This is a genomic window from Hyphomicrobium sp. (assembly GCF_036780825.1).
Taxonomy (GTDB): domain Bacteria; phylum Pseudomonadota; class Alphaproteobacteria; order Rhizobiales; family Hyphomicrobiaceae; genus Hyphomicrobium_C.
The window spans coordinates 37,117-62,947 of record NZ_DAIQCD010000018.1 but is presented as its reverse complement, the minus strand read 5'-3'; the positions used below and the strand labels follow the sequence as shown (position 1 = coordinate 62,947).

Below are 25,831 nucleotides of genomic sequence, written 5' to 3'. Positions count from 1 at the left end.
TTGCCCGCCTACACGCGTTCCAGGCGTGCGCCTTCAACCACTCGGCCATCTCTCCCAAAGCAAACCCCGGAGTGGAGCGGCGCACTATACCCAGAACCGCCGGGGAGACAACAGACAAGGGGGGATAGATCCCATTTTCAACGCCCCCGTGATAGATCTTGCAGACCGGACACCCCCGAGGCCGTTTGTCGGATCCCAAGGACGAGAAAGCAGCTCATGGTCGTCTTCAGATTCCTCGCCGCCCTCTTCCTTCTGATCGCGACAATCGCCGTCGTTATCGACGCGACGCCCGCGGTCTACGGGGCCGGACCGTTTACAGCGACGACCCTCGGCGCACATTGGCAGGACCTTGCGCCGAATTCCTTCCAGGCGGCCCGGGTGGCCGTCAGCGGCGCCGTGCCGTGGCTCTGGACGGGGCTGGTCGCCCCTGTGCTCAACGTGCCGACCTTCGTCACCTTCGGCGTGCTGGCGCTCGCAAGCGGATACGCGGGCCGGCGGCGCAGGACGGTGCGCATCTTCGTCAACTGAATTGCATCGCGTCGATCAGGCTCTAGTTTTTAGGAACGGCCATGCTTGGCAGGGGCAGCACGGCGGAGGCCGTCTGTCCGATCGGGATCTCGCTCGCCAGATCATCGACAATGCCGATGACGATCAGAACCGACAGTGCGCCAACCAGCGCCATCACCACGTTGTGGTGCGACCGGTTCAAATCGGCGATCTGTGCTTCGTCGACCGCGTCGATCTCGTCGACGCGGCTTCCCTTGATGCCGAAGAATTTGCGCCGGAACGAGCGGCGCACGTTGCCACGATCAATCAGCGGCAGACGCGCCCGCTCGGCGATCTGCCGGGCGATCTCCGGATAAGGAAAGCAGGGGTCGAGGTTGGCTTCGCTCACATAGCCGATCTGGATCGATCGGCCATCCTTCGTAATGAGGCGCGCACCTTTGAGCAGCACCGGCACCAGCGAACCGCCATAGATCTCGCGCCGCGTCTCTACCGACTGCACCTGATCGTAGGGGATGTCGTAGCTCTTGTAGCGGAGCATCGGTGTTGGGCCGCGGCCCGAAGGCAGGGTCATCCTGACGGAGCTCTCGCCCAATTCGACACGGGCGCGGAGCGAGAACAACAGCTCCACGACGATCAGGAGCATGAGAATGGCAAAGGCCACCGCCACGATCGCAAGGCCGACGGCGTCGAAAAACAATCCCGTCGACGCCCGCATGTACATCATCGCGGGGAGGCTGGCGAAGAACGGCAAGAGGATCAGGAATACGAACGAAAAGAACGTCTTGCGGCCACCTCCGGCAGCATAGACGATCCGGTCGTCGCCAGCCCCACCCCGCACTTCCGCCTCTTCTCTCGTCGCGACCTCTGCCATACGCAAAGCCCCCTTGGACGCTAGAGCCGTTCCGTAAGTAGATTAGAGAACGGCCCCACGCTTTTGGTCGGCCGAACGGCTTCGCTATATTTTAGGGCCTGACCGCTCGAGACGCGAGTCTTGCCACTCGCCATCGAGAAAGCAAACGATCCACACGCAGACCCCAAACGAGCCGCTTTGCAGGCCCATCGGCCATGCTAAATATGTGCCCTGAGGGAACGCTGCCACACGCGCCATTCCTTTCCGCCGGGAAGGTGGGGCGCGTTTGGCCGGCAGCCGGCCGAATCATGAACGGCCGAGGGAACCAGGGGGTTGCGTCATGGCAAGACTGAGGCTCGGGCTCCTGCTTCAAGGAGCCTTTCTCTGTTGCGTTGCGCTGCTGGCCCCAGGGTCGACAACCGCCGCGGCGGCCGGAAAGGACTTCACCTTCAGCGAGAAAGCGAACGACCGCCTCGCCAAGAAGCTCGATATCCCGATCTACTTCACGTTGCCGAAAAGCACATGGGCGCCGCTCTCCGGCCCGTTCGATACGACGGATATTCTGCTCGACTTCCGGCATCCCGACGCCCTGAAGACCGGGAGCGACGCGGGCCTCCGCCTCGTGGTCACGCCGCGCTCCGGCATGGCTGCACGCCTCGCGAAGAGCGGCATCTTCCAGACGGGAGATCTTCTTCTGACGTTCCGCTCCGAATGGGGCGGGGCCGGCGCCTATCCGAACGTGCAGATGGGCATCAGCCACACGGGCGTCGCCTATATCAAGGACGGAAAACTCCGGAACATCGATAATCCGCTGAACGAGGAGTATCTCGGCAAAGGCATGACGGCCGACTTCACCAGCGAGCATTATCGGACGCTCAACCTGATCCACGTCGTCCGGCCGCGAGGCCTCACGGACGCTCAGCGCGCGAATATCGTCGCTTGGGCGACGCGCCTCAACGGCAGCGCCAAAAGCGTCTATCCGAGCCGGATCAAGTTCAACGACGATTACAACGCGCCCAAGTTCAAGCCGGGAAAGCCGGTCGATTTCGTGCGGCACTTAGGAGAGGTGGCCCTTGGCCACAGCCCGCAGGGCACGCTCGATCTCTACTGCTCGGAGTTCGCCTGGTCGCTCCTGGCTCTCAGCAATTGCGATCCTGGCAAAACGGCCGATGAATTCCGGGGCAGCCGCGTGCCCGCCTGTGTGAGACCGCCCATGAAGCCTCTCGACGCCGCAGGCAATAGCGTCACCAGCACCGGCCGAAGCGCCGTTATCGGCCTGGCCGACGGACCATTGACGGTGATCGATGGCCTCAAGATTCCCGCTACCGAGAAAAAGGTTCTGCTCGAATCCGTATTCGTCGAGAACCCCGATGGCCTCAAGAAGATGTCCGAAGGGCATCGCAAGGTCGCACAGGACATGCAGACTAAATTCGCGACCCTCAAAGACTACTATCTCGGCGTCAGCGGCGGCAACGTCGTGCAGAAGCTACGGGCGAGGCTGATCCGGGCCGCATTCAATCGCGCGGTGCCCGACAACTACTCGCCGACGTCCTACCTCCTCAACACGCTGCTGCCGCCGGACAATACCAACCGCACGATGGACTATGTGGCGACCATCGTCATCGAGTAGTGACGACGGACAGCCCAGCTAGAGCGCGTTCACTCTTATCGGAATCGGATTGCGCGACGTGAACGCGCTCTAAGTTTTTATCTGAGAGACTGATTCACGTTCTCGGGGAATGCGTATCCGCATCCCCCTCAAACGATCAGGCTCTAGAGCTTCGATGGAGCACGCATCACGCATGCCCGATCACGCGGGATCCGCGAGCCACATGCTGACCTCTGCTGGCTTCGCCAGATGGCCGAGGAACTTCTCCAGCACGCCGGTCTCCTGGCGCCAGGCCATATAGGCCAGCTGATCCTCGGGCGAATCCCACTCCTGAAGGAGCAGCACCTCACCCGGACCATCCTTGCCGACGTAGGTCTTCGAGAAACGACAGCCCTTGGCTTTGCGCGTATCCGGCAGAATTTCGGCAAGGAACCCCAGAAAGGCCTTGGGGTCGGACGGCGTCAAACGCAGAGTGACGACAATCGGCGTATTCGACATTGGGCGCTCCTTATCTCGCGACAGGCTTCTGCTAATGACCAGTTGGTCATCTAATAATTGCCTCTTCGCATGGTTCGCGCTATTAACCAATCGGTTAACACGTCGCACCGAAGCCAGGAGGCGGGAACAATGTCGGACGCCAGCGAAACTCGCGCAAAGCAAAAGCGCAAGCGTCTCGATCCTCGCCAGCGCGAGGAAGAGATCGTGGAGGGCGCGAGCCTCTATTTCTCCGAGGTGGGCTTCGACGGCAGCCTGAGAGATCTCGCGGCACGCCTCGACATCTCGCATGCGCTTCTGTTCCGCTACTTTCCCACCAAGGAAGCCCTGATCGATCGCGTGTACGAGCGGATGTTCCTCGCCCGCTGGGATCCCGGATGGGATGCCTTGCTTGGCGACCGGAGCCGCGACTTCGCCGAACGCCTGGAGGGATTCTATACCGGCTATCTGGCCGCTATCGACCGGCCTGACTGGGTGCGGACCTTCATCTATGGCGGCCTTGCGGGCGTGAACATCAACCAGCGCTATCTGGCGCTGATCCGGCGCAAGGTGATCGTCCCGGTTGCCGCCGAGCTCAGCCGTATCGCCGGTCAATCGGAGGGGAGCACGCCAAGCCAGGAGGCAATTGAGCTTTCATGGGGCTTGCATGGGGAGGTTTTCTATCTGCCCATCCGCCGATGGGTCTACGGCGCCAAGGTGACGGGAAACCACGTTACATTCGTGGCTTTGGTCGTCAGCAAGTTCCTGGCAGGCGCGCCGGCGGCTCTCGTGGGATGCGCACAACGTCGCTAAATGGTTAGGCCTCATCGCTCGCAGTGAGGCGCCAGAACGCCGCCGTCTGCGCCGCATCCCGAAATTCCTCGCACTTCGCAATCTTGCAGCCATCGAACGTGACGACCTGGCGAAACGAGCCGACCAGCACATGGCCCGTCCGCCGATGACGGATCGAGGCTTCGATGGCGGCCCGGGCCACGCCGTCCACGAAATAAAATCGATCAACGACCGACGTGTGCTCGGCAATCGAAGCGATCGATCGTAAGAACGCTCGCACCGACGGCTTCCCCTCCACGAGGAACGGCATTCCATCCAGGGCACCGGCGTTGGTCCAATAAACGCAATCCTCGGTGCAGTAGGAGAGAAGCCGCTCGACGTCGCCTCCGCACCATGCATTGTGGACGACGTTCAGAACACTATGCGCCATGCCTTCGTCGAGCTTCTTCAAGGGTAACCCCCCAACGCCGTGGTTCCGACCCGACCACTCCCGCCCGCGGCAGGACCATGAAAATGAATTTGCCGCAGAAGCGGCTAAAAACGTCATTGTAATCTGTAGGCGCCCCAGCAACTTATGGTTGCAGTCAGGAGTGCCGCATCAAAAATAAGTGGGATCAGGCGACGGCCTCGCCAGCTTCGCGCCGCCGCTCCTGCTTTTTGCGCTCGTTGGGGTCGAGCCAACGCTTGCGCAGCCGGATGGACTTCGGCGTCACCTCGACCAACTCGTCATCATCGATGTAGCTGAGCGAACGCTCGAGTGTGAGTTTGATGGGCGGCGTGAGCAGAACGGCGTCGTCCTTGCCGGAAGCGCGAACGTTGGTGAGCTTCTTGCCCTTCACCACGTTGACCTCGAGATCGTTGTCGCGCGTGTGCTCGCCGACAATCATCCCGACGTAGACCTTGGTCTGCGGGCCAATGAAAAAGGGTCCGCGATCCTGGAGGTTGAATATTGCGTAGGCCGCGGCCTCGCCGTCGGAATTCGAGATCAGAACACCGGTGTGGCGGCCTGCGATTTCGCCACGGTAGGGCTCATAGGCGTGGAACACCTTGTTCATGACCGCTGTCCCGCGCGTATCTGAAAGCAGCTCCGCCTGATAGCCGAGCAGGCTGCGGGTGGGGACATGAAACACCATCCGTGTGCGGCCCCCACCGGAGGGACGCATCTCCAGCAGCTCGCCTTTTCGCTCGGAGAGCTTCTGCACGATGATGCCGGTATGCCCATCATCGACGTCGATGATGACCTCCTCGATGGGCTCGAGACGCGCGCCCGTCTCCTCATCAACCGTGAACACCACCTTGGGACGCGAGACGGTGAGCTCGAAGCCTTCGCGGCGCATGTTCTCGAGCAGGATGGCGAGCTGCAATTCTCCGCGGCCGGCGACGTCGAATGCATCGCCGCCCTCGGTCGAGGGCGTCACGCGGATGGCGATGTTGCTCTCGGCCTCCTTCAGGAGACGGTCGCGGATGACGCGGCTTTGCACCTTGTCGCCTTCTTGCCCGGCAAACGGCCCGTCGTTGATGCGGAACGTCATCGACAGCGTCGGCGGATCGACGGGCTGGGCGGCGATCGGCTGCTCGACGGAGGGATCGCAGAGCGTATCGGCCACTGTCGCCTCGCTCATCCCGGCCACGGCCACGATTTCACCCGCGCGGGCTTCCTCAACGGGAACCCGATCGAGGCCGCGGAACGCCAGCACCTTACTGATGCGGAAGCTTTCAATGAGCTTGCCGTTGCGGTCGAGCGCCTTGAGCTGCTGGTTAGGCTTCAAAGAGCCGGAGGAGATGCGGCCGGTGAGAATGCGGCCGAGAAAGCTATCGGCTTCGAGCGTCGTCGCGAGCATACGCGCGGGGCCCGGCTCAACCGAGGGCGGCGGCACATGATTGACGATAAGCTCGAACATCGGCTCGAGGCTCTCACGCGGGCCCGCCGGATCGGGCGCCATCCATCCGCTGCGGCCCGAACCGTAGAGCACCGGGAAATCGAGCTGCTCGTCGGTGGCATCGAGGTTAGCGAACAGATCGAAGATCTCGTTCAGCACGTCCTGGTGACGCTCGTCGGGCCGATCGATCTTGTTGATGGCGACGATCGGACGGATGCCGCGCTTCAAGGCTTTCGAAACGACGAACTTCGTCTGCGGCAGCGGCCCCTCGGAGGCGTCGACCAGCACGATCACGCCGTCGACCATGTTCAGGATGCGCTCCACCTCGCCGCCGAAATCGGCGTGGCCGGGCGTGTCGACGATGTTGATGCGCGTATCCTTCCAGAGCACGCTCGTGCACTTGGCAAGAATGGTGATGCCGCGCTCACGCTCGATGTCGTCGGAATCCATAGCCCGGTCCGCAACCTTCTGATTGCCGCGGAAGGCGCCAGATTGTTTCAGAAGCGCGTCGACCAGCGTCGTCTTGCCATGATCGACGTGCGCGATGATCGCGATATTGCGAATGCTCATAGGTGTCCCGATGGATACTGACACAAGCCCCAGGCGCGATCACTTCATCGGACTCGGATCCCGCGCGTGCCGTGCCTCAAGGTCTTTGTTTGAGTGCCCGATCCGCTTTTACCGACGCGCGCTTTGCGGCGCGTGCCTCAAACGACCAGGCCGTGGAATTTAGCATGGAGCGGTGTGCGCCGCAAAATGTGGCTCCGAGTAGCACAGCCGCCCTAAATCCGCCAGTGAGCGCAATGTCTCCCCAGCTCGAGGCCAAACCCGCGGATCAGGCGGGCGGAGGGGCACGGCCTCCATCCGGCGGCCGCTCCTCCTCCGCGATAAGGCGGATCAAAAGGGCATCTACGTCCGGCCGCGGCGAGCCGGCGCGATCTTGGCGTTTACGCTGGCGCTCAGCGCGGGACAGTGCGGCGCGGCTCGCGCCCGGCCGCTTACTCAGGTGCCCTCCCGCGACCAGGAGCGGACGTGTGGGCTCTTCGAGGTCGAGCTCTTCGAGCATGGCTTCCCGCAGAGCCTCGAACGATTGCAGAATGGCATCGCGCGCCAGCCGCCTCGCCTCGGGCGGGATGTCCTTGCGCAAACGAGGGTCGAGGGACTGGAGGGCGCGGCGCATATCGTGCAGCGGCGCATAGGGATCGAGCCCGGCCAGCATTCCGGTTTCACCGACATTAGCGTAGACGCTGCGCACGTTGTCGATGGTCTCGGAGATGCGGCTGAGGGCGGCGAGATAATCGTCCGTCGCGACGTAGGGCTTCTCGCAATAGGTGACGAGCGCCGATTTCGTGCGGGCAATGGCGCGCCACTGCTCCTCCAGCCTCGCGACAAAGCGGGAGCGCTTCTGGAACGCGTTGGCAAGGCTGGCGGCGGCCAGCGCCACGATGATCAACGCCATGTCCTTGAGGTAACCGTAAAGGTCGCCGGCAGCCGCTTCGGCGGCCGTGCCGCCAATGCCCGGAAGGCGATGAGCGAACCGGAGGACGAGGGCGAGCACCAGCACGAAACCAAGTGCGATGTAGACGCGTCGGAGCGTGCGATTGAGTGAGGCGCGAGTCATGGATCCGGGTCTGGGCGGCTGAATTTCAAGCCGCGACCGTGACCGCGCGACGACGGCATTTCAAGGGCAAAGCATGGGGGCGATTTACGTAAAGCGGCGCACAAAAAAGAGAGTGCCGGGGAGGACGCTCCTCCCCGGCACTTCATAAAAGCAATCCGGATCGTGCTTACGGGCAGAACCAGACCGGCCCCACAATCACGCAGCCGCGCGTCTGCCAATAGCTCGGGCGCTTGTAGTGGCGCTTCCAGCCCGGAGGAGCTTTCGAGTAACGGCCGCCGGGACGGTACTTGTGATTATGACGGTGCTTTTTGCCGTGATACTTTCTCTGGTTGTGCTTGTGCTGCACAAGGACGATGCCGTCATTCTGGACAGCGGTGCCCGCCTTGGACGGCAGAGCGCTGGCGGGAGTTGCACTCATCAGCCCAAGCAGCGCGGCAGAAAGTGCATAAGCAGCAATCTTCAACGTGAAATCTCCTTATTTTAGTTCCGGCGTATGTCCGAACAACGGAGCGTGCGGAACGATTGTTCCTAGCACCGTGCATCAATAACGCGCGAAAGCGGCATTTTCCGTCTCTTCGCTTACCTGAACATATTTGTAAGCTAACTCTACCTCCGGTCGCGTGCCGCGAGCGTCCGTAGCCTGAGCGCATTGAGCTTGATAAAGCCTTCCGCATCCTTCTGATCGTACGCACCCTTATCATCTTCGAATGTGACAAGATTCGGTGCGTACAGAGATTTGGGGCTTTCACGGCCGACAATGATGACGTTGCCCTTGTAGAGCTCGAGCGTCACCTCGCCTTCGACATGCTCCTGGCTTTTGTCGATGGCGGCCTGCAGCATCTCGCGCTCGGGCGAGAACCAGAAGCCGAAATAGACGAGCTCTGCGTAGCGCGGCATCAGTTCGTCCTTGAGATGCATGGCGCCGCGGTCGAGTGTGAGGCTCTCGATGGCGCGATGGGCGGCGAGCAGGATGGTGCCGCCCGGCGTCTCGTAGACACCACGCGATTTCATACCGACGAAACGGTTCTCGACGAGATCGATGCGTCCAATGCCGTTGTCGCGGCCGAGATCGTTCAGCGCCTTGAGGAGCGTCGCGGGGCTCATCTTCTTGCCATCGATCGAGACGGCATCGCCCTTCTCGAAGCCGATCTTGATGGTGGTGACCTTATCGGGCGCGGCCATGGGCGAGATGGTGCGCTGATAGACGATCTCGGGCGCCTTCAAGGCGGGATCCTCGAGCACCTTGCCCTCGGAGGACGAGTGCAGAAGGTTGGCGTCCACTGAGAAGGGCGCCTCCCCCTCTTTGTCCTTGGCGACGGGAATCTGGTTCTTGCGCGCAAACTCAAGCAAATCCTCGCGGCCTTTGAAGACCCACTCGCGCCAAGGCGCGATGATCTTGATGCTAGGCTCGAGCGCGTAGTAGGCGAGTTCGAAGCGCACCTGGTCGTTGCCTTTGCCGGTCGCGCCGTGGCAGACGGCGTCGGCGCCGGTGGCGCGTGCGATCTCGATCTGCTTCTTGCTGATCAGCGGACGCGCGATGCTCGTTCCGAGAAGGTAGATGCCCTCATAAAGAGCATTGGCGCGGAACATCGGGAACACATAGTCGCGCACGAACTCTTCGCGCAGGTCCTCAATGAAGATGTTCTCGGGCTTGATGCCAAGCATTAGCGCCTTCTCGCGCGCCGGCGCCAGCTCCTCGCCCTGGCCGAGATCGGCGGTGAAAGTCACCACCTCGCAGCCATAAGTCTCCTGCAGCCACTTGAGGATGATGGAGGTATCAAGGCCGCCGGAGTAGGCGAGCACCACCTTCTTGATCTCAGGCTTGCCGTCTTTCGTGCTCATCGCTCCGACCTCTTTCCTCTCTCCGCGTGCGTCCTAGAGCCGTTCCGATTTAACTGGAATCGGGGAACGGCTCTAAGCTTTTGTTTGATCGTGCTTCTCTTCGGAAAACCGGTTCCCACATTTCCGGAAGCACTCTGAAGCGCGGCACTATAGGCACCGGTCTCGGGGCCGCAAGGCGCACTCCGTCTCAGCATACCCACAGTGAATCTGCGTGGTGCGCCCTGCCTTTATTCCACCGGCGGGGAAATCTCCATGGTCTTGCCGTGTTTTTCTGCGTCAAAGGCGATAGTCTGGCGGGCGTATGCGTAAAGAGGCCTCGCGCTTCTACGGAATTCCAACGTTTCGGGGGGAACGATTGTGAAACGGACGACGGCCGCACTGCTCATTTCCGGTCTCTGGACGGCTGGGACCGTCTTCGGCGCGCTTCCGGCGGGGGCCCAGTCTCCGGCGCCTCAGATCTCGATCAGCCGATCCGCCGACACGAGCGAGCCGGGGGAGGCGGCCAGCCCGCCAGCGGCCGCCGCCGAAACGTCCGGCGAGGAAGTGCTGCCTTGGACCGGCAAACCGCTCACCCCGATGGCTACGCTGCCGGAAGGCGAGGGCACGGCGACCGATGTATCGGCGGCGCAATGTAACGGGCTTTTCGAAGCGGCCTGCCGGGATCTCAAGGCCTGCGCCTGGCTGGCCGACATTTCCCGCGGTGACGGCACGGTGACCGCCGCCCACTGCGTCGCGCGGCCTGCGGCACCGCCGAAGAAGGCCGCCGCTAAAAAATCATCCCCTCCGAAAAAGGCCGCTGTATCGACAGAAGGAAAAGCCCCGGCCGTGAAGGCGTCCGTCACCCGGGTCGAGCCGGAAAAGCCGGCTGCAGTCGTGCCCGCTGCCGAAAGCACGCTCCCGCCGCCTGAAAAGGCTCCGCCCAAGACAGAGACAGAGGCAGCTGCGCCGAAAAAAGCTGAGCCGGAGCCGGTCGCTCAGGCCGAGGCACCGGCGGCCGACCAAGCGCCTGAGCCACCGAAGGCGAAGGAAAAGACCGCTCAGGAGGCACCGAGCACGATGCCGTCCTTCGGCTCGATCTCGGGGTTCGGAGGGGACAACGCCATCGTGGTCACCGTTCCGCCGAGCGCCAACTGAGCCGCTTCACGTCAGTTCCAGGATACCTTGTACGATCCCGTAAAGGGCGCGAGAAAAAGCGTGCCGAGCCAGACGTTTGGCATTGTCACTTGCGGCGCGGCGTACCGGCTCGCCGGGCTATAGGCCGAGAATGCCCTGCTGATCGACGTCTGCGCCGCATCGACGGCATCCAGAGCGGCAACGTTCGCCTCCGCGACCGGCAACGCTACGGTGCGTGGCACGCCTGCCGTCATCATCGCGTAGGCCATGGGCCAACTGGCCGGGTTGCCATCGAGAGGGAACAGATCCCACCACGCGCGGACGGACGCGAACATCGGTGCGGCCCATCCATAGGGGTTGCGGGCAAAGTCCGTCGCCTGGGCCTGGGATGGCGGCGCGGCCAGCACAGGCTCGGTCACCGCCGACCGGTAAGGACGTGGACCGGTCACGAGTTGCATGGGCTTTGCGCGGCCGGGCTCTTCCCATCCGGACGCCGGGCGGGCAATCCCTCCCCAGAACTCCAAAGCCTGATTTGCGAGCGTTGCGTAAGCTGCGGACGCGGCACGAGCATAGCCGAACGCCGCCGTCGCATAGCTCGTGGCAAATCTCCGGGACAACTCAGTATCGACAGGGCTGAACATCATCATCGGCCTCGGCTTGAGGGCGGCGCTGCGCCCGCAGCGCGATTGTGCGCCGCACAAGAGTAAGCGGAACGCGGCAGTGGGGCAATGCACAATTCAGCAAGTTCGGCTAAGGGCTCAAAGCGATTTTACTTAGTTTCTTCAACGAGTGGCGCCCGCCTGGGGCGTGCGAGCAGCCCGTAAGCCACGCCGCCGGCTAGCCCGGACACGAGATAGGCAGACAGCGCGTAAAGGTTGAAAATTGTGCCCGGTCCGGTCTCGCCAACGTATTGGGCGAGAAAGCCTGCAAGTGCGATGGCCACGCCTGCCGCCGTAAAATAGGCGAGCGAGCGGATGGGCTGCAAAGCGGCGACGGCCGCGGCCAAGATCGCGAACGGCGCCGAGAAGACTGCGGATTGCGTCGCAGCCAGCAGAGAGAGGAGGCCGAGGCTTTGCAGCCTGGGCATGGACAGGCCGGAGACGAGGCCGTCGCCTGCGACAAAAAGCACCTGCACGACGCCGGCCACCAGAACGGCAGCGACAAAGCCGAATATGAAACGGATGAGAGAAACGAGCATCAAGCCCCCCGAGCTTCGCATCGCGCTGATGCAACGCACGCGGCAAGCGTCGATCCATCCTATCCAAAAACCCGATGATTTGCGACGCGAGCCGTCAGAGCCGCAGTACGCTAAAGACGGTGCGTCCGCTCAAGCGTTGCGCCCGGCCAGCAGCCAATAGACGAAGCCGCCTGCGAAGCCAGCCGTGGCAAAGACATGCCACATGGCCGGGAGCGCATAGGTCAGTGTCGCGGGATCGATGCGGGCCAAGAGCGGAATGATGGCCAGGGCTATGCCGCCGCCCACCATGTAGTAGAGCCACGAGCGAATGCGGACCACCTCGCCCACAATGACGACGATCACGGCGGGAATGAGCGTTGCCCCGGACGCAATGATCGTTCCCTGCCAGGCGACGTCATAAGCCACGGACATGCCGTCGAGCTCATCGAGCTCGTAAAAGGCGTGTGTGAGGGTTTCGAGCCCCAACGTCACCAGCACGAGCATCGCTACCGCGGCGGCGATCAGGAATGCGATGGGCAGCCAGATCAGCCGCGCGATGGTTCTCAACACCATGCGCGGTCAAGCTCCCGTCCCGGCGGACGACACATCCTGAGCGGCCCGCTCGCGCGCACGAAGCTTCACGCTCTCGCTCCTGAGCTGGCCGCACGCAGCCAGAATATCGCGGCCGCGCGGCGTGCGTACCGGGCTCGCGTAGCCGGCCTTGTTCACGATGTCCGCGAAGCGCTCGATGGTCTCCCAATCGGAGCATTCGTAGCGCGATCCCGGCCATGGATTGAACGGGATGAGGTTGATCTTGGCCGGAATGCCGGCGAGAAGCCGCACCAGCTCGCGGGCGTCGGCGTCGCTGTCGTTGACGCCCTTCAACATCACATACTCGAACGTGATGCGCTTAGCGTTCGAGACGCCGGGATAGGTGCGGCATGCCTCAAGCAGCTCGGCCATCGGATATTTCTTATTGATCGGAACCAGCTCGTCGCGCAGGTCGTCGCGCACGGCGTGCAGCGAGATGGCGAGCATGGTGCCGGCCTCTTCGCCCCAGCGGCGGATCTCCGGCACGACACCTGACGTCGAGAGCGTGATGCGCCGCTTCGAGAGCGACAGCCCCTCGCCATCGGAGGCCACGTCCATGGCGTCGCGCACATTGTCGAAGTTGTAGAGCGGCTCGCCCATGCCCATCAGCACGACGTTGGTGATCTTGCGCTCGGTGTCGGGCAACAGGCCGCCGTCGTTAGGCCTTTCAGCGTCTCTTTCCTGGCCCGCCTTCGGCAGCGGCCAATCGCCGATGCGGTCGCGCGCGAGCAGGATCTGGCCAACGATCTCGGATGCTTCGAGGTTGCGCACGAGGCGCTGCGTGCCCGTGTGGCAGAAGCTGCAGGTCAGCGTGCAGCCCACCTGCGAGGAGATGCACAGCGTGCCGCGGTCCGCTTCCGGAATGTAGACGGTCTCGACCTCGGGCGCGCGCGCCTCATGCCCACGCCGCGGCAGGCGGAGCAGCCATTTGCGCGTGCCATCAACCGAGACCTGCTCGGAGACAATCTCCGGCCGGTCAAGCGTATAGCGGGCGCCAAGCTCGCGGCGCAGATCCTTCGACACGTCCGTCATTTGATCGAAGGACGTGGCGCCCGTGACGTACAGCCAGCGCCAAAGCTGCGTCGTACGCATACGGAGCTGCTTCTCCGAAACGCCGGCCGCAGCCAAAGCGTCGCCGAGCCGCGCCCGGTTCATGCCGGCAAGCGTGGGGCGAACGGAGGAAGTCTCCGCGCTCTCTCCGCCGTTTTGCGGCTGCGTCTGATCCAGAACCAGTGTCATTGCTTTCGCTTCAATCTCATAGGCGCCGCTCTCTCATGCGTGCCGCTCACGGGAACCAGACGGCGCCTCGATCCCGCACCCGCCATAAATCCTTAGAACCTTGCGGGCCCCGGCCGTCGCCGGGATGACGCCGCGTGAACGGCCGGCGGCGCCCATCATCGCGGGCCTCGCAAAACACGCCTCTATGTAGCGGCTTCGCGGCAGCTTCGGAAGCCCGCCAAGATGCGGCCCCTTGGTAACCTTTTCCGTGGAATGCCGATCCGGTATAAGGCGGCACGCTCAACTCATCCCCCTTATCGACCGAAAGATCCCCTGCTCCATGGCCAAAACCGAAAAGAAATCCGCGTCCCAGCGTCCTGTCGCGCGCCTTCCCAAGGGCATGCGCGACATCGGCCCGGCGGAGTTGCGCCAGACGCAGGCGATGCTGGAGACGATCCGGGGAGTGTATGAGCGCTATGGCTTCGAGCCGCTCGAGACGCCGGCCTTCGAATATACGGACGCGCTTGGCAAGTTCCTGCCCGATCAGGACCGGCCCAACGAGGGCGTGTTCTCGTTCCAGGATGAGGACGAGCAGTGGCTCAGCCTGCGCTACGATCTGACGGCGCCGCTCGCGCGCTATGTGGCGGAGAATTTTCAGGATCTGCCAAAGCCGTTCCGGCGCTATGCGACGGGGCCCGTGTGGCGCAACGAGAAGCCGGGGCCGGGCCGCTTCCGCCAGTTTACGCAGTTCGACGCCGATACGGTGGGCGCCGAGAGCGTCGCGGCCGACGCCGAGATGTGCATGCTCGCGGCCGATGCGCTGGAGGCGCTCGGCATTCCGCGCGGGCAATACGTGGTCAAGGTGAACAATCGCAAGGTGCTCGACGGCGTGCTGGCGTCGATCGGCATCGATCCCGCGAATGATGCGGACAGCGCCACGCGTATGACCGTTCTTCGCGCCGTCGACAAGCTCGATCGCCTCGGCGCCGCTGGTGTCGCCGAGCTTCTCGGAAAGGGGCGCAAGGACGAGAGCGGCGATTTCACGAAAGGCGCAGGCCTCGAGGCCCAAGCGATCGACAAAGTGCTCGCATTCGTTGGAGCCGGGGCCAACGGCGGGCCGGTGCTCGAAGCCGTCGCACCGTTGGTTTCGGGCAATGACGGCGGTGCGCAGGGGCTGGCCGAGCTTCAGGAGATCGATGCATTCGTGGCGGCCGCCGGCTATGGACCCGACCGTATCCGCATCGATCCGTCCGTCGTGCGCGGTCTCGAATACTATACGGGGCCGGTCTTCGAGGCGGAGCTGCTGATCCCGGCCACTGACGAGAAGGGCAATCCCGTGCGCTTCGGCTCGGTCGGCGGCGGCGGGCGCTATGACGATCTCGTCGCGCGCTTCACCGGCCAGAAGGTGCCGGCGACGGGCTTCTCCATCGGCGTGTCGCGCCTTCAGGCCGCGCTCACTCTCATCGGCAGGGCGCCAGCTTCCGTTCCCGGTCCGGTCGTCGTTACGGTGATGGATCGCGACCGCGTGGCGGACTATCAGAAATTTGTCCAGATGCTGCGCGACGCGAACATCCGCGCCGAGCTTTATCTCGGCAACCCGAAGAAGTTCGGCCGCCAGCTCGAATACGCCGACAAGCGCGGCGCGCCGCTGGTCGTCATCCAAGGCTCGAACGAGCGCGACGCGGGCGAAGTGATCCTCAAGGATCTAATCGAGGGCGCCAAGGCGGCCGCCGCCATCAAGGACAATAAGGAATGGAAGGAGACGCGCCCGGCGCAAGTCTCCGTGAAAGAGGCCGATCTCGTCGCCGAGGTGCGCAAGATCCTCGCCCGTCATGCGTGATGCCGCGTGCAGATAAAGAGAGCGCGACCGTTCGCGGCCGCGCTCTCTTCAATTGATCAGCCGGACTGTCAGCCCCAAGGGCCGCGTGCGGCGCCACGGGACGACCCCGAAGACCAGGGGCCATCCTGATCGGCCGCGCTGGATCCGGTCGGGCCGCCGCCGAGATCGATGCCGCTGCGCGTCATCTCCTCGGCCAGCGCTTCGAGCGCCGCGACGCGGTTCGCGGTGTTGGGATGGGTCGAGAACAGGTTGTCCATGCCCTGGCCCGTCAGCGGATTGATGATGAACATATGGGCCGCGGCAGGGACCTCCTCAGCCTCCTCGTTCGGGATGCGCTTCACCGCCCGCTCGATACGCAGCAGCGAGGCGGAGAGCCAGCGCGGGTTGCCGCAGATGAGGGCGCCGAGGCGGTCGGCCTGATATTCGCGCGAGCGGCTGATGGCCATCTGAACCAGCATGGCCGCGAACGGAGCCACCAGCATGGCGAGGATCGCGCCAATCATGCCGATACCGCTTCTGTCGTCACGGTTGCCGCCGAACAGCATGCCGAACTGGAGATACTGGGCCAGCATCGAGATGGCGCCACCAATGGTGGCGGCGACCGTCATGGTCAGCGTGTCCCGGTTCTTGATGTGGGCCAGCTCGTGCGCGATCACGCCCGCCAGCTCTTCGCGCGGGAGCGCGTCGATCAAGCCGCTCGTCGCGGCAACGGCTGCGTGCGAAGGGCTGCGCCCCGTCGCGAATGCGTTCGGCTGCGGGTTGTCCATGATGTAGACGCGCGGCATCGGCAGCTCGGCGCGCTGCGCGAGGTCCCGCACCAGCCCGTAATATTCAGGTGCGGTGCGCTCGTCGACCTCGTGGGCGCCGAACATCTTCAGCACCATCTTGTCCGAATTCCACAAACTGAAGACGTTCATGGCCAAGGCGACGATAAAGGCAATCACCATGCCCGTCTGGCCGCCGATCGCAGCGCCCAGGGCGACGAAAATCGCGGTGAGTGCTGCGAGCAGCATTGCGGTCTTGGTGTAGTTCATCGGCATTCGGTCGGGCTCCCAGATGTCGATCTCAGCGCACAGTGGCCGCACATCGGCCGGCGCGAGGCTTCGGACCTGCTATATAAGGAGGAGGCAGGCCTATCGCCAGAACTCGAAGCAGCCGGATGCAGCCGAAAAATGACGTCGCCCGACAATCAAAACCCCTCAGTATCGGAGACTTCGGAGCCGGCAGCGAAACCTCCTTTGTCGCCCGCCGCGGGGCGGGCGCTCGCGGAGGCAGCCGAGCGGCGCGCCGCGGCTCAGCACGACACGCGGGCCAAGGCGGCTGAAGTTGGCGGTCCGTCCGGGCCGGAGCCCACGCGCTACGGAGACTGGGAGAAAGCCGGCATCGCCAGCGACTTCTGATGGGCTACCCTGCCGCCGAACGCCGTTCTCTAGCGCCGTTCGGCTTCAGGTGGAGAACGGCTCTAAGTTTTTGTTTGATCGTGCTTCTGCACTCTAGCTTGGCGAACAGGTTTACGTTCCATTGAGAGATCGTTCGTCCATCCAGGCGGGGGCCTATGTCAGAGCCGGCGCGTCAGCGGCCACGCCGCATTCTTGCAAAAATCCTGCTCATCCTCGTCCTGCTCATTGCCATCGGGGGCGGCTTCTGGTTCGGCGTCATTCCACAGCGGTGGATCCCGCTTAGCCCGGTCTCGCTCGATGCGCGACCGTCGATCTTCGTCGATGCGAGGCTCGCGATGCTGCGCTTCGATCGGGATCTCTGCCGGTCCGTACTGAAACCGCCGCATATCGATGCGTCCCCCGTTCCCGACCAGACAACGGGCGCAAATTGCGGATGGACGAATGCCGTGAAGTTCACGCACGTGGGCGGGGCGCGAATCGGCGTCGAGCCGCTGACGTGCGAGATGGCGGCGGCGCTTGCGCTCTGGGTCGAGCATGAGGTCCAGCCCCTCGCCCGCGAGATGTATGGACAGGAGGTGGTCCGCCTCGGCGACATGGGGACTTATGACTGCCGCAACATCGTCGGCAATCCCTTCTGGAAGGGCGTGCGGAGCCAACACGCCTCGGCAAACGCCATCGACATCTCAGGTTTCACCCTTGCCGGCGGCCGCACCATTACCTTGCTCAAGGACTGGAAGCGTAAGGGCAAGGACAGCATTTTCCTGCGCGAGCTGCACCGGCGGTCGTGCCGCTATTTCCGCGTGGCGCTCAGCCCGGATTTCAACGCCGCCCACGCCAATCACTTCCACTTCGACCGCGGCCTCATGTGGGCGTGCCGGTGAGTCAGGCCTCGTGCGGCGCCTCAATCGCCGAGGCGAGCGGCGCCGATGATCGGGCCGGTGCTGGCTTCCTGGATGAGCACCACCAGCTCCTCCGTCTCCGGGCGCATGATATCGGCTCGGGCGAGGCGGATCGTCGCCGGCCGCCCGTTCCACACGCCGACGGGCGTCAACTCCCGGACAACATTGTAGTAGGTCAGCGTCTTGCCCTTGTTCTCGCCGGCTTTCACTGTCACCTGCACCGCCTTCTGGATCACGGCGAGCCAGATGGTCGCCTCCTTGGGCTCGGCATCGCGGGGGGCGGAGCCAGTCTCGATGATGACGCTGTTGCCGTAATGCCAGAAATGGACGGGCACCCGGCTGCTGGCAAGGGCCGTCTCCGTCGCGTTGATCGCGCGATCGATCTCGGACGCGCTCGAGCCCACGACCTCAACGGCGCCATTGACGACGGCTTGCGGCGTGTAGACCGTGCCGATGCCCAAACGCTCCGCGTAGTCGCGCTGGCGCTCGGCATTGCGGGAACCGGCGAGCGTGTCCTTCCAGCCGAGATAGTCCCAATAGTCGACGGGCAACGTCAGGCCGACGATGTTCCGCTGGTCGATGTATTGCTTAAGAAGCGCGTCGGCCGCGGGACAATCCGAGCAGCCCTGGCTCGTAAACATTTCGATGACCGCGCGCGGCGGGCCAGCCTCTTCCCCGTCATCATGCCGCGGCGCCGTCTCGGCGGCGGCCAGCACTGGCAAGGCCAGGATGCCTGCAATGAAACTCACTCTGCGTCGCATCCGACCACGTGACTTCGACACGGCCCCAACTCCCGCAGGAAGCGGATATCCCCTCTTTCAAGTGATAGGGGCTGACGCAGCGGCGGTCCAGACCGCGCAGCGGAGAAAACGCGCGGCCTGGACAATTTTTAATTATCGTCACAACGGCTTAGAGCCGTTCCGATTTAAGCGGATCGGGGAACGGCTCTAAATTTTTGTTTCTTCGTGTTTCTTATCGGAAAACCGGTTCCCACTTTTCCGGAAGCACTCTGGAGCCATTCCGGCAGAGTGGAACCGCCGCCCGGCTAAGCCGCGAGATTGCGGAGCACGTATTGCAGAATGCCGCCGTTCTTGAAGTACTCGATCTCATCGAGCGTATCGATCCGGCAGATCAGCGGGACGACCAAGTTGGTGCCATTGCCTCTCGTGATCTCGGCTTCCACGACCTGGCGCGGCTTGATGCCCGCGAGGCCCCGAATCGTGACCCGCTCGCTGCCGTCGAGCTCGAGCGACTGCCAGCTCGTTCCCGGCTCGAGCACGAACGGCACGACGCCCATTCCGACCAGGTTCGAGCGGTGGATGCGCTCGAACGATTGGGCAATGACGGCCTTGACGCCGAGCAGGTTGGTGCCCTTGGCCGCCCAGTCGCGCGATGACCCATTGCCGTACTCGACGCCGGCGAAAACGACGAGCGGCACCCCCTCTTCGCCGTAGCGCTGCGCGGCATCGTAAATCGCAAGCCGTTCGCCCGAGGGGTGGTGAATGGTGTAGCCGCCCTCGATCACATTGCCGGCGGCGTCCTTCACCATGTGGTTCTTGATGCGGATGTTGGCGAATGTGCCGCGCATCATCACCTCATGATTGCCGCGGCGGGTGCCGTATTGGTTGAAATCCGCAGGTTGCACGCCCTGGTCCAGAAGATACCGGCCCGCAGGCGATGCGGCCTTGATCGAGCCCGCGGGCGAGATGTGGTCAGTCGTGATCTTGTCGCCGAAAAGCGCGAGGATACGCGCATTCTTGATGTCGGCGACGGCCTTCGGCGTGGCGGTGATGCCTTTGAAGTAAGGTGGGTTCTGCACGTACGTCGAATGCGAATCCCAGGCGTAGGTGAGCCCTGTGCCGGCCTTGATGGTGCGCCAGTGATCGTCGCCGCGGAAAACATCCGCATACTTGGCCTTGAACAGATCGCGCGAGATGTTTTCGGCGATGAACTGCTGCACCTCCTGGTTCGAAGGCCAGATGTCCTTGAGATAGACCGGGGCGCCGTCGCGGTCCATCCCGAGCGGCTCGCTCGAGAGATCGCGCATCATGGTTCCCGCGAGCGCATAGGCGACGACGAGCGGCGGCGAGGCCAGATAATTTGCCTGCACGTCGGGGCTGACACGGCCCTCGAAATTGCGGTTGCCGGAGAGCACGGCCGCGGCCACGAGGCCGTTATCGTTGATGGCCTTCGAGATCGGAGGCGCGAGTGGGCCTGAGTTTCCGATGCACGTGGTGCAGCCAAACCCGACCAGGTTGAACCCGATACTGTCGAGATCCTTCTGCAGGCCCGACTTCTCGAGGTAGGCGGCGACGACCTGGCTTCCCGGCGCGAGCGACGTCTTCACCCACGGCTTCGCGGTGAGGCCGCGGGCAACGGCATTGCGCGCGAGCAGCCCCGCCGCGATCAGCACGGACGGGTTGGATGTGTTCGTGCAGCTCGTGATGGCAGCAATGACCACATCGCCGTGGCCGAGATCGAAATTGCAGCCTTCGACGGCGACGCGCTTTGCTTCCTCGCCCGGCTTTTTGTATTCGGCCTCGAGCGCCGTGAGGAAGCCGGCCCTCGCATCCGGCAGTGCGATGCGCCCTTCGGGACGCTTCGGACCGGCCAAGGACGGCACGACGCTCGCAAGATCGAGCTCGAGCGTATCGGAGAAGACCGGGTCCCCGCCATCCTTGGTGCGGAACAGGCCCTGAGCCTTGGCGTACGCTTCGACAAGAGCGACGCGCGAGGCTTCGCGGCCTGACATCGTGAGATAGCCCAGCGTCTCGCCGTCGATGGGGAAGAAGCCGCATGTGGCGCCATACTCGGGCGCCATGTTGGCAATCGTGGCGCGGTCGGCGAGGGACAGGCTGTCGAGGCCGGGGCCGTAGAACTCGACGAATTTGTTGACCACGCCTTTTCGGCGCAGCATCTGCGTGACGGTGAGCACGAGGTCCGTCGCGGTGACGCCTTCCTTGAGCGCGCCCGTCATGCGGAAGCCGATCACCTCGGGAACGAGCATCGACTGCGCTTGGCCGAGCATCGCGGCCTCGGCCTCGATGCCCCCGACGCCCCAGCCGAGCACGGCAAGCGCATTCACCATCGTGGTGTGACTGTCGGTCCCGACGAGCGTATCGGGATAGGCAAGCGTTTCTCCATCCGGCGCTGTTGCCGTCCATACGGTCTGGGCGAGATACTCGAGGTTAACCTGGTGGCAGATGCCGGTGCCCGGCGGCACGACGCGGAAATTGGCGAACGCATCCTGACCCCACTTCAGGAACACGTAGCGCTCGCCGTTGCGCTTGTACTCGAGATCGACGTTCGTGGTGAAAGCGCCCGGATTGCCGAACGCGTCGACGATGACGGAATGGTCGATGACGAGATCGACGGGCACCAGCGGGTTGATCTTGCGGGCATCACCGCCGAGCGTCAGCATACCATCGCGCATAGCCGCGAGATCGACCACGGCGGGAACGCCCGTAAAATCCTGCATCAGGACGCGTGCCGGGCGAAAGCCGATCTCCTTCTCGGCGGTACCCTTATTGTTGATCCAATCGGCGATGGCGACGATGTCAGCCTTGGTCACCGAGCGACCGTCCTCGTGGCGCAGGAGGTTCTCCAGCAGGACCTTCATGGAATAGGGAAGCTTCGAGATGCCCGGGAGGCCGTTCTTCTCCGCATCCGGCAGCGAATAGTAGACGTAGGTCCTGTCTCCGACCGTGAGCGTCCTGCGGCACTCGAAGCTGTCGAGAGAGGCTGGCGCAGACGTGACAGTCGTGGAAGCGCTCACGTTCTTCTTCTCCTTGAGATCTGTGTCCGATGGATGGGCATCAGCCGCACGGATCGAGATGTGCTGGCCGGAACCGCGTCAACGCCGGCCCGTCGGAACATATTTTTGCGGTGGCGAACCTTGAAGCAAGCCAAGTATATAGCTAGCCAAAGTGGAGAACCAGAACGTACGTCGCCGCAAATTCCCGCAAACTCGCTTTGTCGCACTCCGCGAAACGCGCCGAAGCCCAGCCCCGGTCGAGCGCTTGCTACTTCATGCAGACAATCTGACGATCGAACGCGGCGTGCGCACGATCATCTCTGGCCTCTCGTTCTCAGCGGAAGCCGGAAAGGCGCTGCTCGTCGTCGGCCCAAACGGCGCTGGAAAGACGACGCTTATCCGGACCATTGCGGGATTCATCGCGCCTTCCGCCGGTACGATTGCGCTCAAAGGCGACGGCCAGACTCGGGATATCACCGATGATGACGTCGCCGAGCACTGCCACTATGTCGGCCATCTCAGCGGCATCAAAGCCAGCCTTACGGCCGCAGAGAACCTGGCCTTCTGGGCGACGTATCTCGATGGCGGCGGCCGCACGATCGAGGAGCGTGTCGATACCGCGCTTTCGCGATTCAGCCTCGCAGCACTCGCCGACTATCCGGCGGGACTCCTGTCAGCGGGGCAGAAACGGCGGCTCGGCCTTGCGCGCCTCTGTCTTGCCGAGCGTCCGCTCTGGCTGCTCGACGAGCCGACTGTGTCGCTCGACACAGCATCCGCAGAGCTTCTCGCCCGGTTGATCGGCGAGCATTTGGTAAACGGAGGCCTCGTCATCGCCGCCACGCATCTGCCGCTCGGCATCGAAGAGCCTCGCTACTTGCGACTTGGCGCACAGCCCAGCCCCGACGCCTCTGTGGGAGATCGTGCACCATGAGGCGTTTCTTCGCGCTGCTCATGCGCGACCTCCGGCTCGCGGTGCGCGAAGGCGCGGCTCTTGGCACTGCGCTCGGCTTCTTTCTCGTCGTGGTCGCCATGCTGCCGCTCGGGCTCGGGCCGGACCTCAATCTTCTTTCGCGCATTGCGCCTGGCGTTCTCTGGATCGCACTCCTGCTGGCGGCGCTGCTCTCGCTGCCACGTATGCTCGAGGCCGATTACGAGGACGGATCGCTCGAGGTGATGGCGATGGCGCCGCTACCCCTCGAACTGGCGGTGGCGGCAAAGGCGCTTGCGCACTGGATTTCGACGGGGATTCCGCTGGCACTCGCGGCGCCTGTGCTCGGGCTCATGCTCAATCTCGATCTCGGGCTCGCACCCGCACTTGTGGCGACGATGGTCGCCGGAACGCCGGCCATCAGCTTTCTCGGGAGTATCGGGGCCGCACTTACCTTGAAAGCTCGCCGCGGCGGGCTATTGCTGGCACTTCTGGTGCTGCCACTCTATGTACCGAGCCTGATCTTCGGCATTTCGGCCGTCGGATTTGCCGGTCTCGAACAGGAGGGCTACGGCGCCTCGCTCTTGATCCTGACGGCGATCTCGGTGGCATCGGCCGCCCTGGCGCCAGTGGCGGCGGCGGCGGCGCTCCGGCTCCAGATGTCGTAACGAACCGTGGCCCGCACGAATTGCACCCGCCACGGCCGCTCCTTAATTTTGTTTAACGTGCCTCCGCGCCGGAAACCGGTTTCCACTTTGCCGGAAGCACTTTAGATGAGACGCCATGCAGACCCTGACCCAGCGCCTCGCAAATCCGACCCGCTTCATGGAGATGTCGCGCGCCGTCCTGCCGTGGGTGGCTTCAGCGGCGGCCCTGCTTATCGCCTATGCGATGTATCTCGTCTTTTTCGTCGCACCGCCGGACTACCAGCAGGGTGAGACGGTGAAGATCATGTACATCCACGTGCCTGCGGCCTGGCTCGCGATGATGGGATATTCGATCATCGCTGTCTCGAGCTTCGGGCTGCTCGTCTTCCGCCATCCGCTCGCCGACGTTTCTGCCAAGGCCGCGGCCCCCATCGGGGCGGCCTTTACGCTCGCCGCCCTCGTCACCGGATCGCTCTGGGGCAAGCCGATGTGGGGCGCCTACTGGGTCTGGGACGCCCGGCTCACCTCGGTGCTGCTGCTGTTCTTTCTCTATCTCGGGCTGATCGCGCTCCGCTCCTCGCTCGAGGACGAGGCGCTCGCCGGAAAGCTCACGGCAGTCCTGGCGCTCGTCGGCGTCGCCATTCTTCCCGTGATCAAATTCTCGGTCGAATGGTGGAACACGCTGCATCAGCCATCGACCGGCTTCACCTCGAGCGTCGATCCCTCGATGCGCACACCGCTCCTCATATCGGCCGCCGGCTTTACGCTTCTATTCATCGCGCTCCATCTCAAGGGCATGCAGAACGAGATCCTGAGGCGGCGCGTCAAGACGCGGCGGCTTGCCGACGTCGAGCGCGGCGAGCGGCTGTTCTCGGCCCCGTCGGAGTAGAGCCATGGACCTTGGACCCCACGCGGCGTTTATATGGGCGTCTTACGGCGCCTTCGCCCTGATCATCGGATTGCTCATACTCTGGATTCTGCTCGACGGATGGCGGCAGGGAAAAGCGCTTGCCGATGCCGAAAGGCGTGGCCTGAAGCGGCGCTCGGCAGAGGGCCGGGCGGATGGGACGTAGCATGAGCTTGGAACCAGAAGCGGATAAGTTGCAGGCGCGCCCCTCCGGGATCCGCAAGCGTTTTGGATGGATGGCGGCGCCGTTTCTCGTTTTCGCGGCCATTGCGGCCTTGTTCGCCTTCGCTCTGACCTCGGGCGACCCGAGCAAGCTGCCGTCCGCGCTGATCGGGCGGCCGGTGCCGCAGACGACCTTCCCGCCGCTTGAAGGATTGCTCGATCAAGGCCAGCCGGTACCCGGCTTTGCCGCCGCCGATCTCGCCCAGGGCAAGATCTCGGTGGTGAACTTCTGGGCGTCGTGGTGCGTGCCCTGTATCGAGGAGCATCCGCTGCTTATCGCCCTCAAGGAGCGCACGGGCGTGGCGGTCTATGGCGTCAACTACAAGGATCAGCCGGAGGCCGGACGCCGCTTCCTCGGCCGCCTCGGAAATCCCTATACCGCCGTCGGAACGGATCGCGCCGGGCGCAATGCCATCGAGTGGGGTGTCTACGGCATGCCCGAAACGTTCGTCATCAATGGGCGTGGCGAGATCGCCTACAAGCACGTCGGGCCGATCTCGAAGGAGAGCCTCGAGGCGCAACTGATGCCTGCCATCGCGGCCGCCCAGGCCAGCGCACAGAATTAGAGCCGTTTTCCCGCTTCCGCTTAAACCGGAACAGACCTACAGCGGGAAGAACTCCCCGCGGGAATGGTTCAGCACCTTCAGTATGCCGCTCGCGATGTCGAAATACGCGCCGTGTAGCGAAAGCCGCCCTTTGTCCTCGGCCTGCTTCACGAACGGGAACGTGCGCAAGTTGACGATGGACGTCTTGATGCATTCCATCTCGAGAAGGCGCTGCTTCTCGGCCCGCGGCGACATCTGATTGGCGGCCACCACGCGCAGGCGCGCGTCATCGAGCATCGACATCCAACGAGTGATGAATTGCGCTTCGGTCTGGATTGCGGCGCTCTGATCGAGGGCAGCCTTAACCCCCCCACATCCCGAATGGCCCATAATTATCAAATGCTTAATACGGAGATTCAGCACAGCGAACTCGATTGCGGCGCTGACGCCGTGGAAGCGACCGCCCGTCTCATAGGGCGGCACGAGGTTCGCCACGTTGCGAACTACGAACATTTCGCCGGGCATCGCCGTGAAGATCGTCTCCGGATCGACCCGGCTGTCGGAGCAGGAGATGATCATCACCTCCGGGTCCTGCCCGTACGTGGCGAGCTCTTCGTAGTGATCGGCGTTGGGAACGAAATGACGGTGCTTGAAGCGGCGGAAGCGGTCAGCGAGAACTTCTGGGAAGCTGGACATGCGGAATGCGCTCGTAGGTTGGGAGGCGCCAAGCAATCTATAGATGAGATTCAGACATCATCTTTTTACCCTACGGAGACGCTTTCGCCACACTGCAATCGTCGCACCCCACCCTGAGAGGGGATCGACGCCCCGCGGAGCGTCCAGATTAGGACCTGTCCGTAGCGGTTGCGGCCGGCCAGGGCAGCCGCTATCGTCCGCCGCTCTGACGACAATCCAGAGGTTTTCGCGTCCTGCCCGTGGACCATTCCCTTCTTCATCAGGATGCGGATAGGCCTCACATCTTTGTGTTTCGCCGTGCTTCTCTTGGGGACATTGT

Annotated in this window: 27 protein-coding genes; 12 read left to right on the top strand and 15 right to left on the bottom strand. The window is 63.4% G+C overall.

Translation table 11 applies throughout. The features are described 5' to 3' along the window. The first annotated feature begins 216 nt into the window (after positions 1-216). Positions 217-528: a hypothetical protein gene (locus V7P99_RS09445; protein WP_333794561.1), complete on the top strand. Its 312-nt coding sequence runs from the start codon at positions 217-219 to the stop codon at positions 526-528. Between the two features lie 22 nt (positions 529-550). Here V7P99_RS09445 and V7P99_RS09440 read toward each other — a convergent pair whose 3' ends face one another. After that, on the bottom strand, positions 551-1,378 hold the full coding sequence (locus tag V7P99_RS09440) for a hypothetical protein (protein ID WP_333794560.1): 828 nt from the start codon (positions 1,376-1,378) through the stop codon (positions 551-553). A 319-nt stretch (positions 1,379-1,697) separates the two neighbouring features. Here V7P99_RS09440 and V7P99_RS09435 point away from each other — a divergent pair, with 319 nt between their 5' ends. After that, positions 1,698-2,987: a hypothetical protein gene (locus V7P99_RS09435; protein WP_333794559.1), complete on the top strand. Its 1,290-nt coding sequence runs from the start codon at positions 1,698-1,700 to the stop codon at positions 2,985-2,987. A gap of 180 nt (positions 2,988-3,167) precedes the next feature. Here V7P99_RS09435 and V7P99_RS09430 read toward each other — a convergent pair whose 3' ends face one another. Continuing rightward, positions 3,168-3,464, bottom strand: a complete 297-nt coding sequence (locus V7P99_RS09430; RefSeq protein ID WP_333794558.1) for a putative quinol monooxygenase — start codon at positions 3,462-3,464, stop codon at positions 3,168-3,170. A gap of 129 nt (positions 3,465-3,593) precedes the next feature. Between V7P99_RS09430 and V7P99_RS09425 the strand changes: the two genes are divergently transcribed. After that, on the top strand, positions 3,594-4,253 hold the full coding sequence (locus V7P99_RS09425; protein WP_333794557.1) for a TetR/AcrR family transcriptional regulator: 660 nt from the start codon (positions 3,594-3,596) through the stop codon (positions 4,251-4,253). A gap of 4 nt (positions 4,254-4,257) precedes the next feature. On the opposite strand, the gene V7P99_RS09420 is transcribed toward V7P99_RS09425, so the two are convergent. The 5 genes from V7P99_RS09420 to V7P99_RS09400 form a co-directional block, all read right to left on the bottom strand. Beyond that, the gene (locus V7P99_RS09420; RefSeq protein ID WP_333794556.1) at positions 4,258-4,683 is read right to left on the bottom strand and encodes a nuclear transport factor 2 family protein; all 426 of its coding nucleotides are present in this window, start codon (positions 4,681-4,683) and stop codon (positions 4,258-4,260) included. A gap of 163 nt (positions 4,684-4,846) precedes the next feature. Next, positions 4,847-6,682 carry a translational GTPase TypA gene (typA, locus tag V7P99_RS09415; protein WP_333794555.1) on the bottom strand — a complete coding sequence of 612 codons (1,836 nt, stop codon included), beginning with the start codon at positions 6,680-6,682 and terminating at the stop codon, positions 4,847-4,849. 265 nt (positions 6,683-6,947) lie between these two features. After that, positions 6,948-7,733 carry a hypothetical protein gene (locus V7P99_RS09410; protein WP_333794554.1) on the bottom strand — a complete coding sequence of 262 codons (786 nt, stop codon included), beginning with the start codon at positions 7,731-7,733 and terminating at the stop codon, positions 6,948-6,950. 166 nt (positions 7,734-7,899) lie between these two features. Next, positions 7,900-8,196 carry a hypothetical protein gene (locus V7P99_RS09405; protein ID WP_333794553.1) on the bottom strand — a complete coding sequence of 99 codons (297 nt, stop codon included), beginning with the start codon at positions 8,194-8,196 and terminating at the stop codon, positions 7,900-7,902. 143 nt (positions 8,197-8,339) lie between these two features. After that, complete coding sequence (locus V7P99_RS09400) at positions 8,340-9,575, bottom strand: argininosuccinate synthase (protein ID WP_333794552.1); 1,236 nt, start codon at positions 9,573-9,575, stop codon at positions 8,340-8,342. Positions 9,576-9,932: 357 nt separating this feature from the next. Between V7P99_RS09400 and V7P99_RS09395 the strand changes: the two genes are divergently transcribed. After that, positions 9,933-10,709, top strand: a complete 777-nt coding sequence (locus tag V7P99_RS09395; protein WP_333794551.1) for a hypothetical protein — start codon at positions 9,933-9,935, stop codon at positions 10,707-10,709. A gap of 11 nt (positions 10,710-10,720) precedes the next feature. Here V7P99_RS09395 and V7P99_RS09390 read toward each other — a convergent pair whose 3' ends face one another. The 4 genes from V7P99_RS09390 to rlmN all read right to left on the bottom strand — a co-directional run bounded on the left by V7P99_RS09390 (position 10,721) and on the right by rlmN (position 13,695). Further along, positions 10,721-11,146 carry a hypothetical protein gene (locus tag V7P99_RS09390; RefSeq protein ID WP_333794550.1) on the bottom strand — a complete coding sequence of 142 codons (426 nt, stop codon included), beginning with the start codon at positions 11,144-11,146 and terminating at the stop codon, positions 10,721-10,723. Between the two features lie 311 nt (positions 11,147-11,457). After that, on the bottom strand, positions 11,458-11,886 hold the full coding sequence (locus V7P99_RS09385; RefSeq protein WP_333794549.1) for a hypothetical protein: 429 nt from the start codon (positions 11,884-11,886) through the stop codon (positions 11,458-11,460). 129 nt (positions 11,887-12,015) lie between these two features. Continuing rightward, positions 12,016-12,438: a hypothetical protein gene (locus V7P99_RS09380; protein WP_333794548.1), complete on the bottom strand. Its 423-nt coding sequence runs from the start codon at positions 12,436-12,438 to the stop codon at positions 12,016-12,018. Positions 12,439-12,444: 6 nt separating this feature from the next. Beyond that, complete coding sequence (rlmN, locus tag V7P99_RS09375; RefSeq protein WP_333794547.1) at positions 12,445-13,695, bottom strand: 23S rRNA (adenine(2503)-C(2))-methyltransferase RlmN; 1,251 nt, start codon at positions 13,693-13,695, stop codon at positions 12,445-12,447. 319 nt (positions 13,696-14,014) lie between these two features. Between rlmN and hisS the strand changes: the two genes are divergently transcribed. Continuing rightward, a complete protein-coding gene (gene hisS / locus V7P99_RS09370; RefSeq protein WP_333794546.1) occupies positions 14,015-15,514 on the top strand; it encodes a histidine--tRNA ligase in 1,500 nt (499 codons plus the stop codon). 68 nt (positions 15,515-15,582) lie between these two features. Here the strand turns inward: hisS and htpX are convergent, their stop codons facing one another. Next, on the bottom strand, positions 15,583-16,548 hold the full coding sequence (htpX, locus tag V7P99_RS09365) for a zinc metalloprotease HtpX (RefSeq protein ID WP_333794545.1): 966 nt from the start codon (positions 16,546-16,548) through the stop codon (positions 15,583-15,585). A gap of 138 nt (positions 16,549-16,686) precedes the next feature. Here htpX and V7P99_RS09360 point away from each other — a divergent pair, with 138 nt between their 5' ends. Beyond that, positions 16,687-16,914: a DUF1674 domain-containing protein gene (locus V7P99_RS09360; protein WP_333794544.1), complete on the top strand. Its 228-nt coding sequence runs from the start codon at positions 16,687-16,689 to the stop codon at positions 16,912-16,914. A 155-nt stretch (positions 16,915-17,069) separates the two neighbouring features. Next, on the top strand, positions 17,070-17,795 hold the full coding sequence (locus tag V7P99_RS09355; protein WP_333794543.1) for an extensin family protein: 726 nt from the start codon (positions 17,070-17,072) through the stop codon (positions 17,793-17,795). Positions 17,796-17,815: 20 nt separating this feature from the next. On the opposite strand, the gene V7P99_RS09350 is transcribed toward V7P99_RS09355, so the two are convergent. Continuing rightward, a complete protein-coding gene (locus tag V7P99_RS09350; RefSeq protein ID WP_333794542.1) occupies positions 17,816-18,562 on the bottom strand; it encodes a DUF1223 domain-containing protein in 747 nt (248 codons plus the stop codon). A 296-nt stretch (positions 18,563-18,858) separates the two neighbouring features. Beyond that, positions 18,859-21,588, bottom strand: a complete 2,730-nt coding sequence (gene acnA / locus V7P99_RS09345) for an aconitate hydratase AcnA (protein WP_333794541.1) — start codon at positions 21,586-21,588, stop codon at positions 18,859-18,861. 244 nt (positions 21,589-21,832) lie between these two features. Here acnA and ccmA point away from each other — a divergent pair, with 244 nt between their 5' ends. The 5 genes from ccmA to V7P99_RS09320 all read left to right on the top strand — a co-directional run bounded on the left by ccmA (position 21,833) and on the right by V7P99_RS09320 (position 24,837). Beyond that, entirely contained in the window at positions 21,833-22,498 is a 666-nt protein-coding gene (ccmA, locus tag V7P99_RS09340) for a heme ABC exporter ATP-binding protein CcmA (RefSeq protein WP_333794540.1), read from the top strand. Beyond that, a complete protein-coding gene (gene ccmB, locus V7P99_RS09335) occupies positions 22,495-23,163 on the top strand; it encodes a heme exporter protein CcmB (RefSeq protein ID WP_333794539.1) in 669 nt (222 codons plus the stop codon). Before ccmA ends, ccmB begins: the two co-directional genes overlap by 4 nt. Positions 23,164-23,278: 115 nt before the next feature. Further along, positions 23,279-24,031 carry a heme ABC transporter permease CcmC gene (gene ccmC / locus V7P99_RS09330; protein WP_333794538.1) on the top strand — a complete coding sequence of 251 codons (753 nt, stop codon included), beginning with the start codon at positions 23,279-23,281 and terminating at the stop codon, positions 24,029-24,031. 4 nt (positions 24,032-24,035) lie between these two features. Next, entirely contained in the window at positions 24,036-24,215 is a 180-nt protein-coding gene (gene ccmD / locus V7P99_RS09325) for a heme exporter protein CcmD (RefSeq protein WP_333794537.1), read from the top strand. A gap of 1 nt (position 24,216) precedes the next feature. Further along, entirely contained in the window at positions 24,217-24,837 is a 621-nt protein-coding gene (locus V7P99_RS09320) for a DsbE family thiol:disulfide interchange protein (RefSeq protein ID WP_333794536.1), read from the top strand. Between the two features lie 36 nt (positions 24,838-24,873). Here the strand turns inward: V7P99_RS09320 and V7P99_RS09315 are convergent, their stop codons facing one another. Further along, positions 24,874-25,512, bottom strand: coding sequence for a carbonic anhydrase (locus V7P99_RS09315; RefSeq protein WP_333794535.1), 639 nt, complete (start codon positions 25,510-25,512; stop codon positions 24,874-24,876). Positions 25,513-25,831 lie beyond the last annotated feature (319 nt).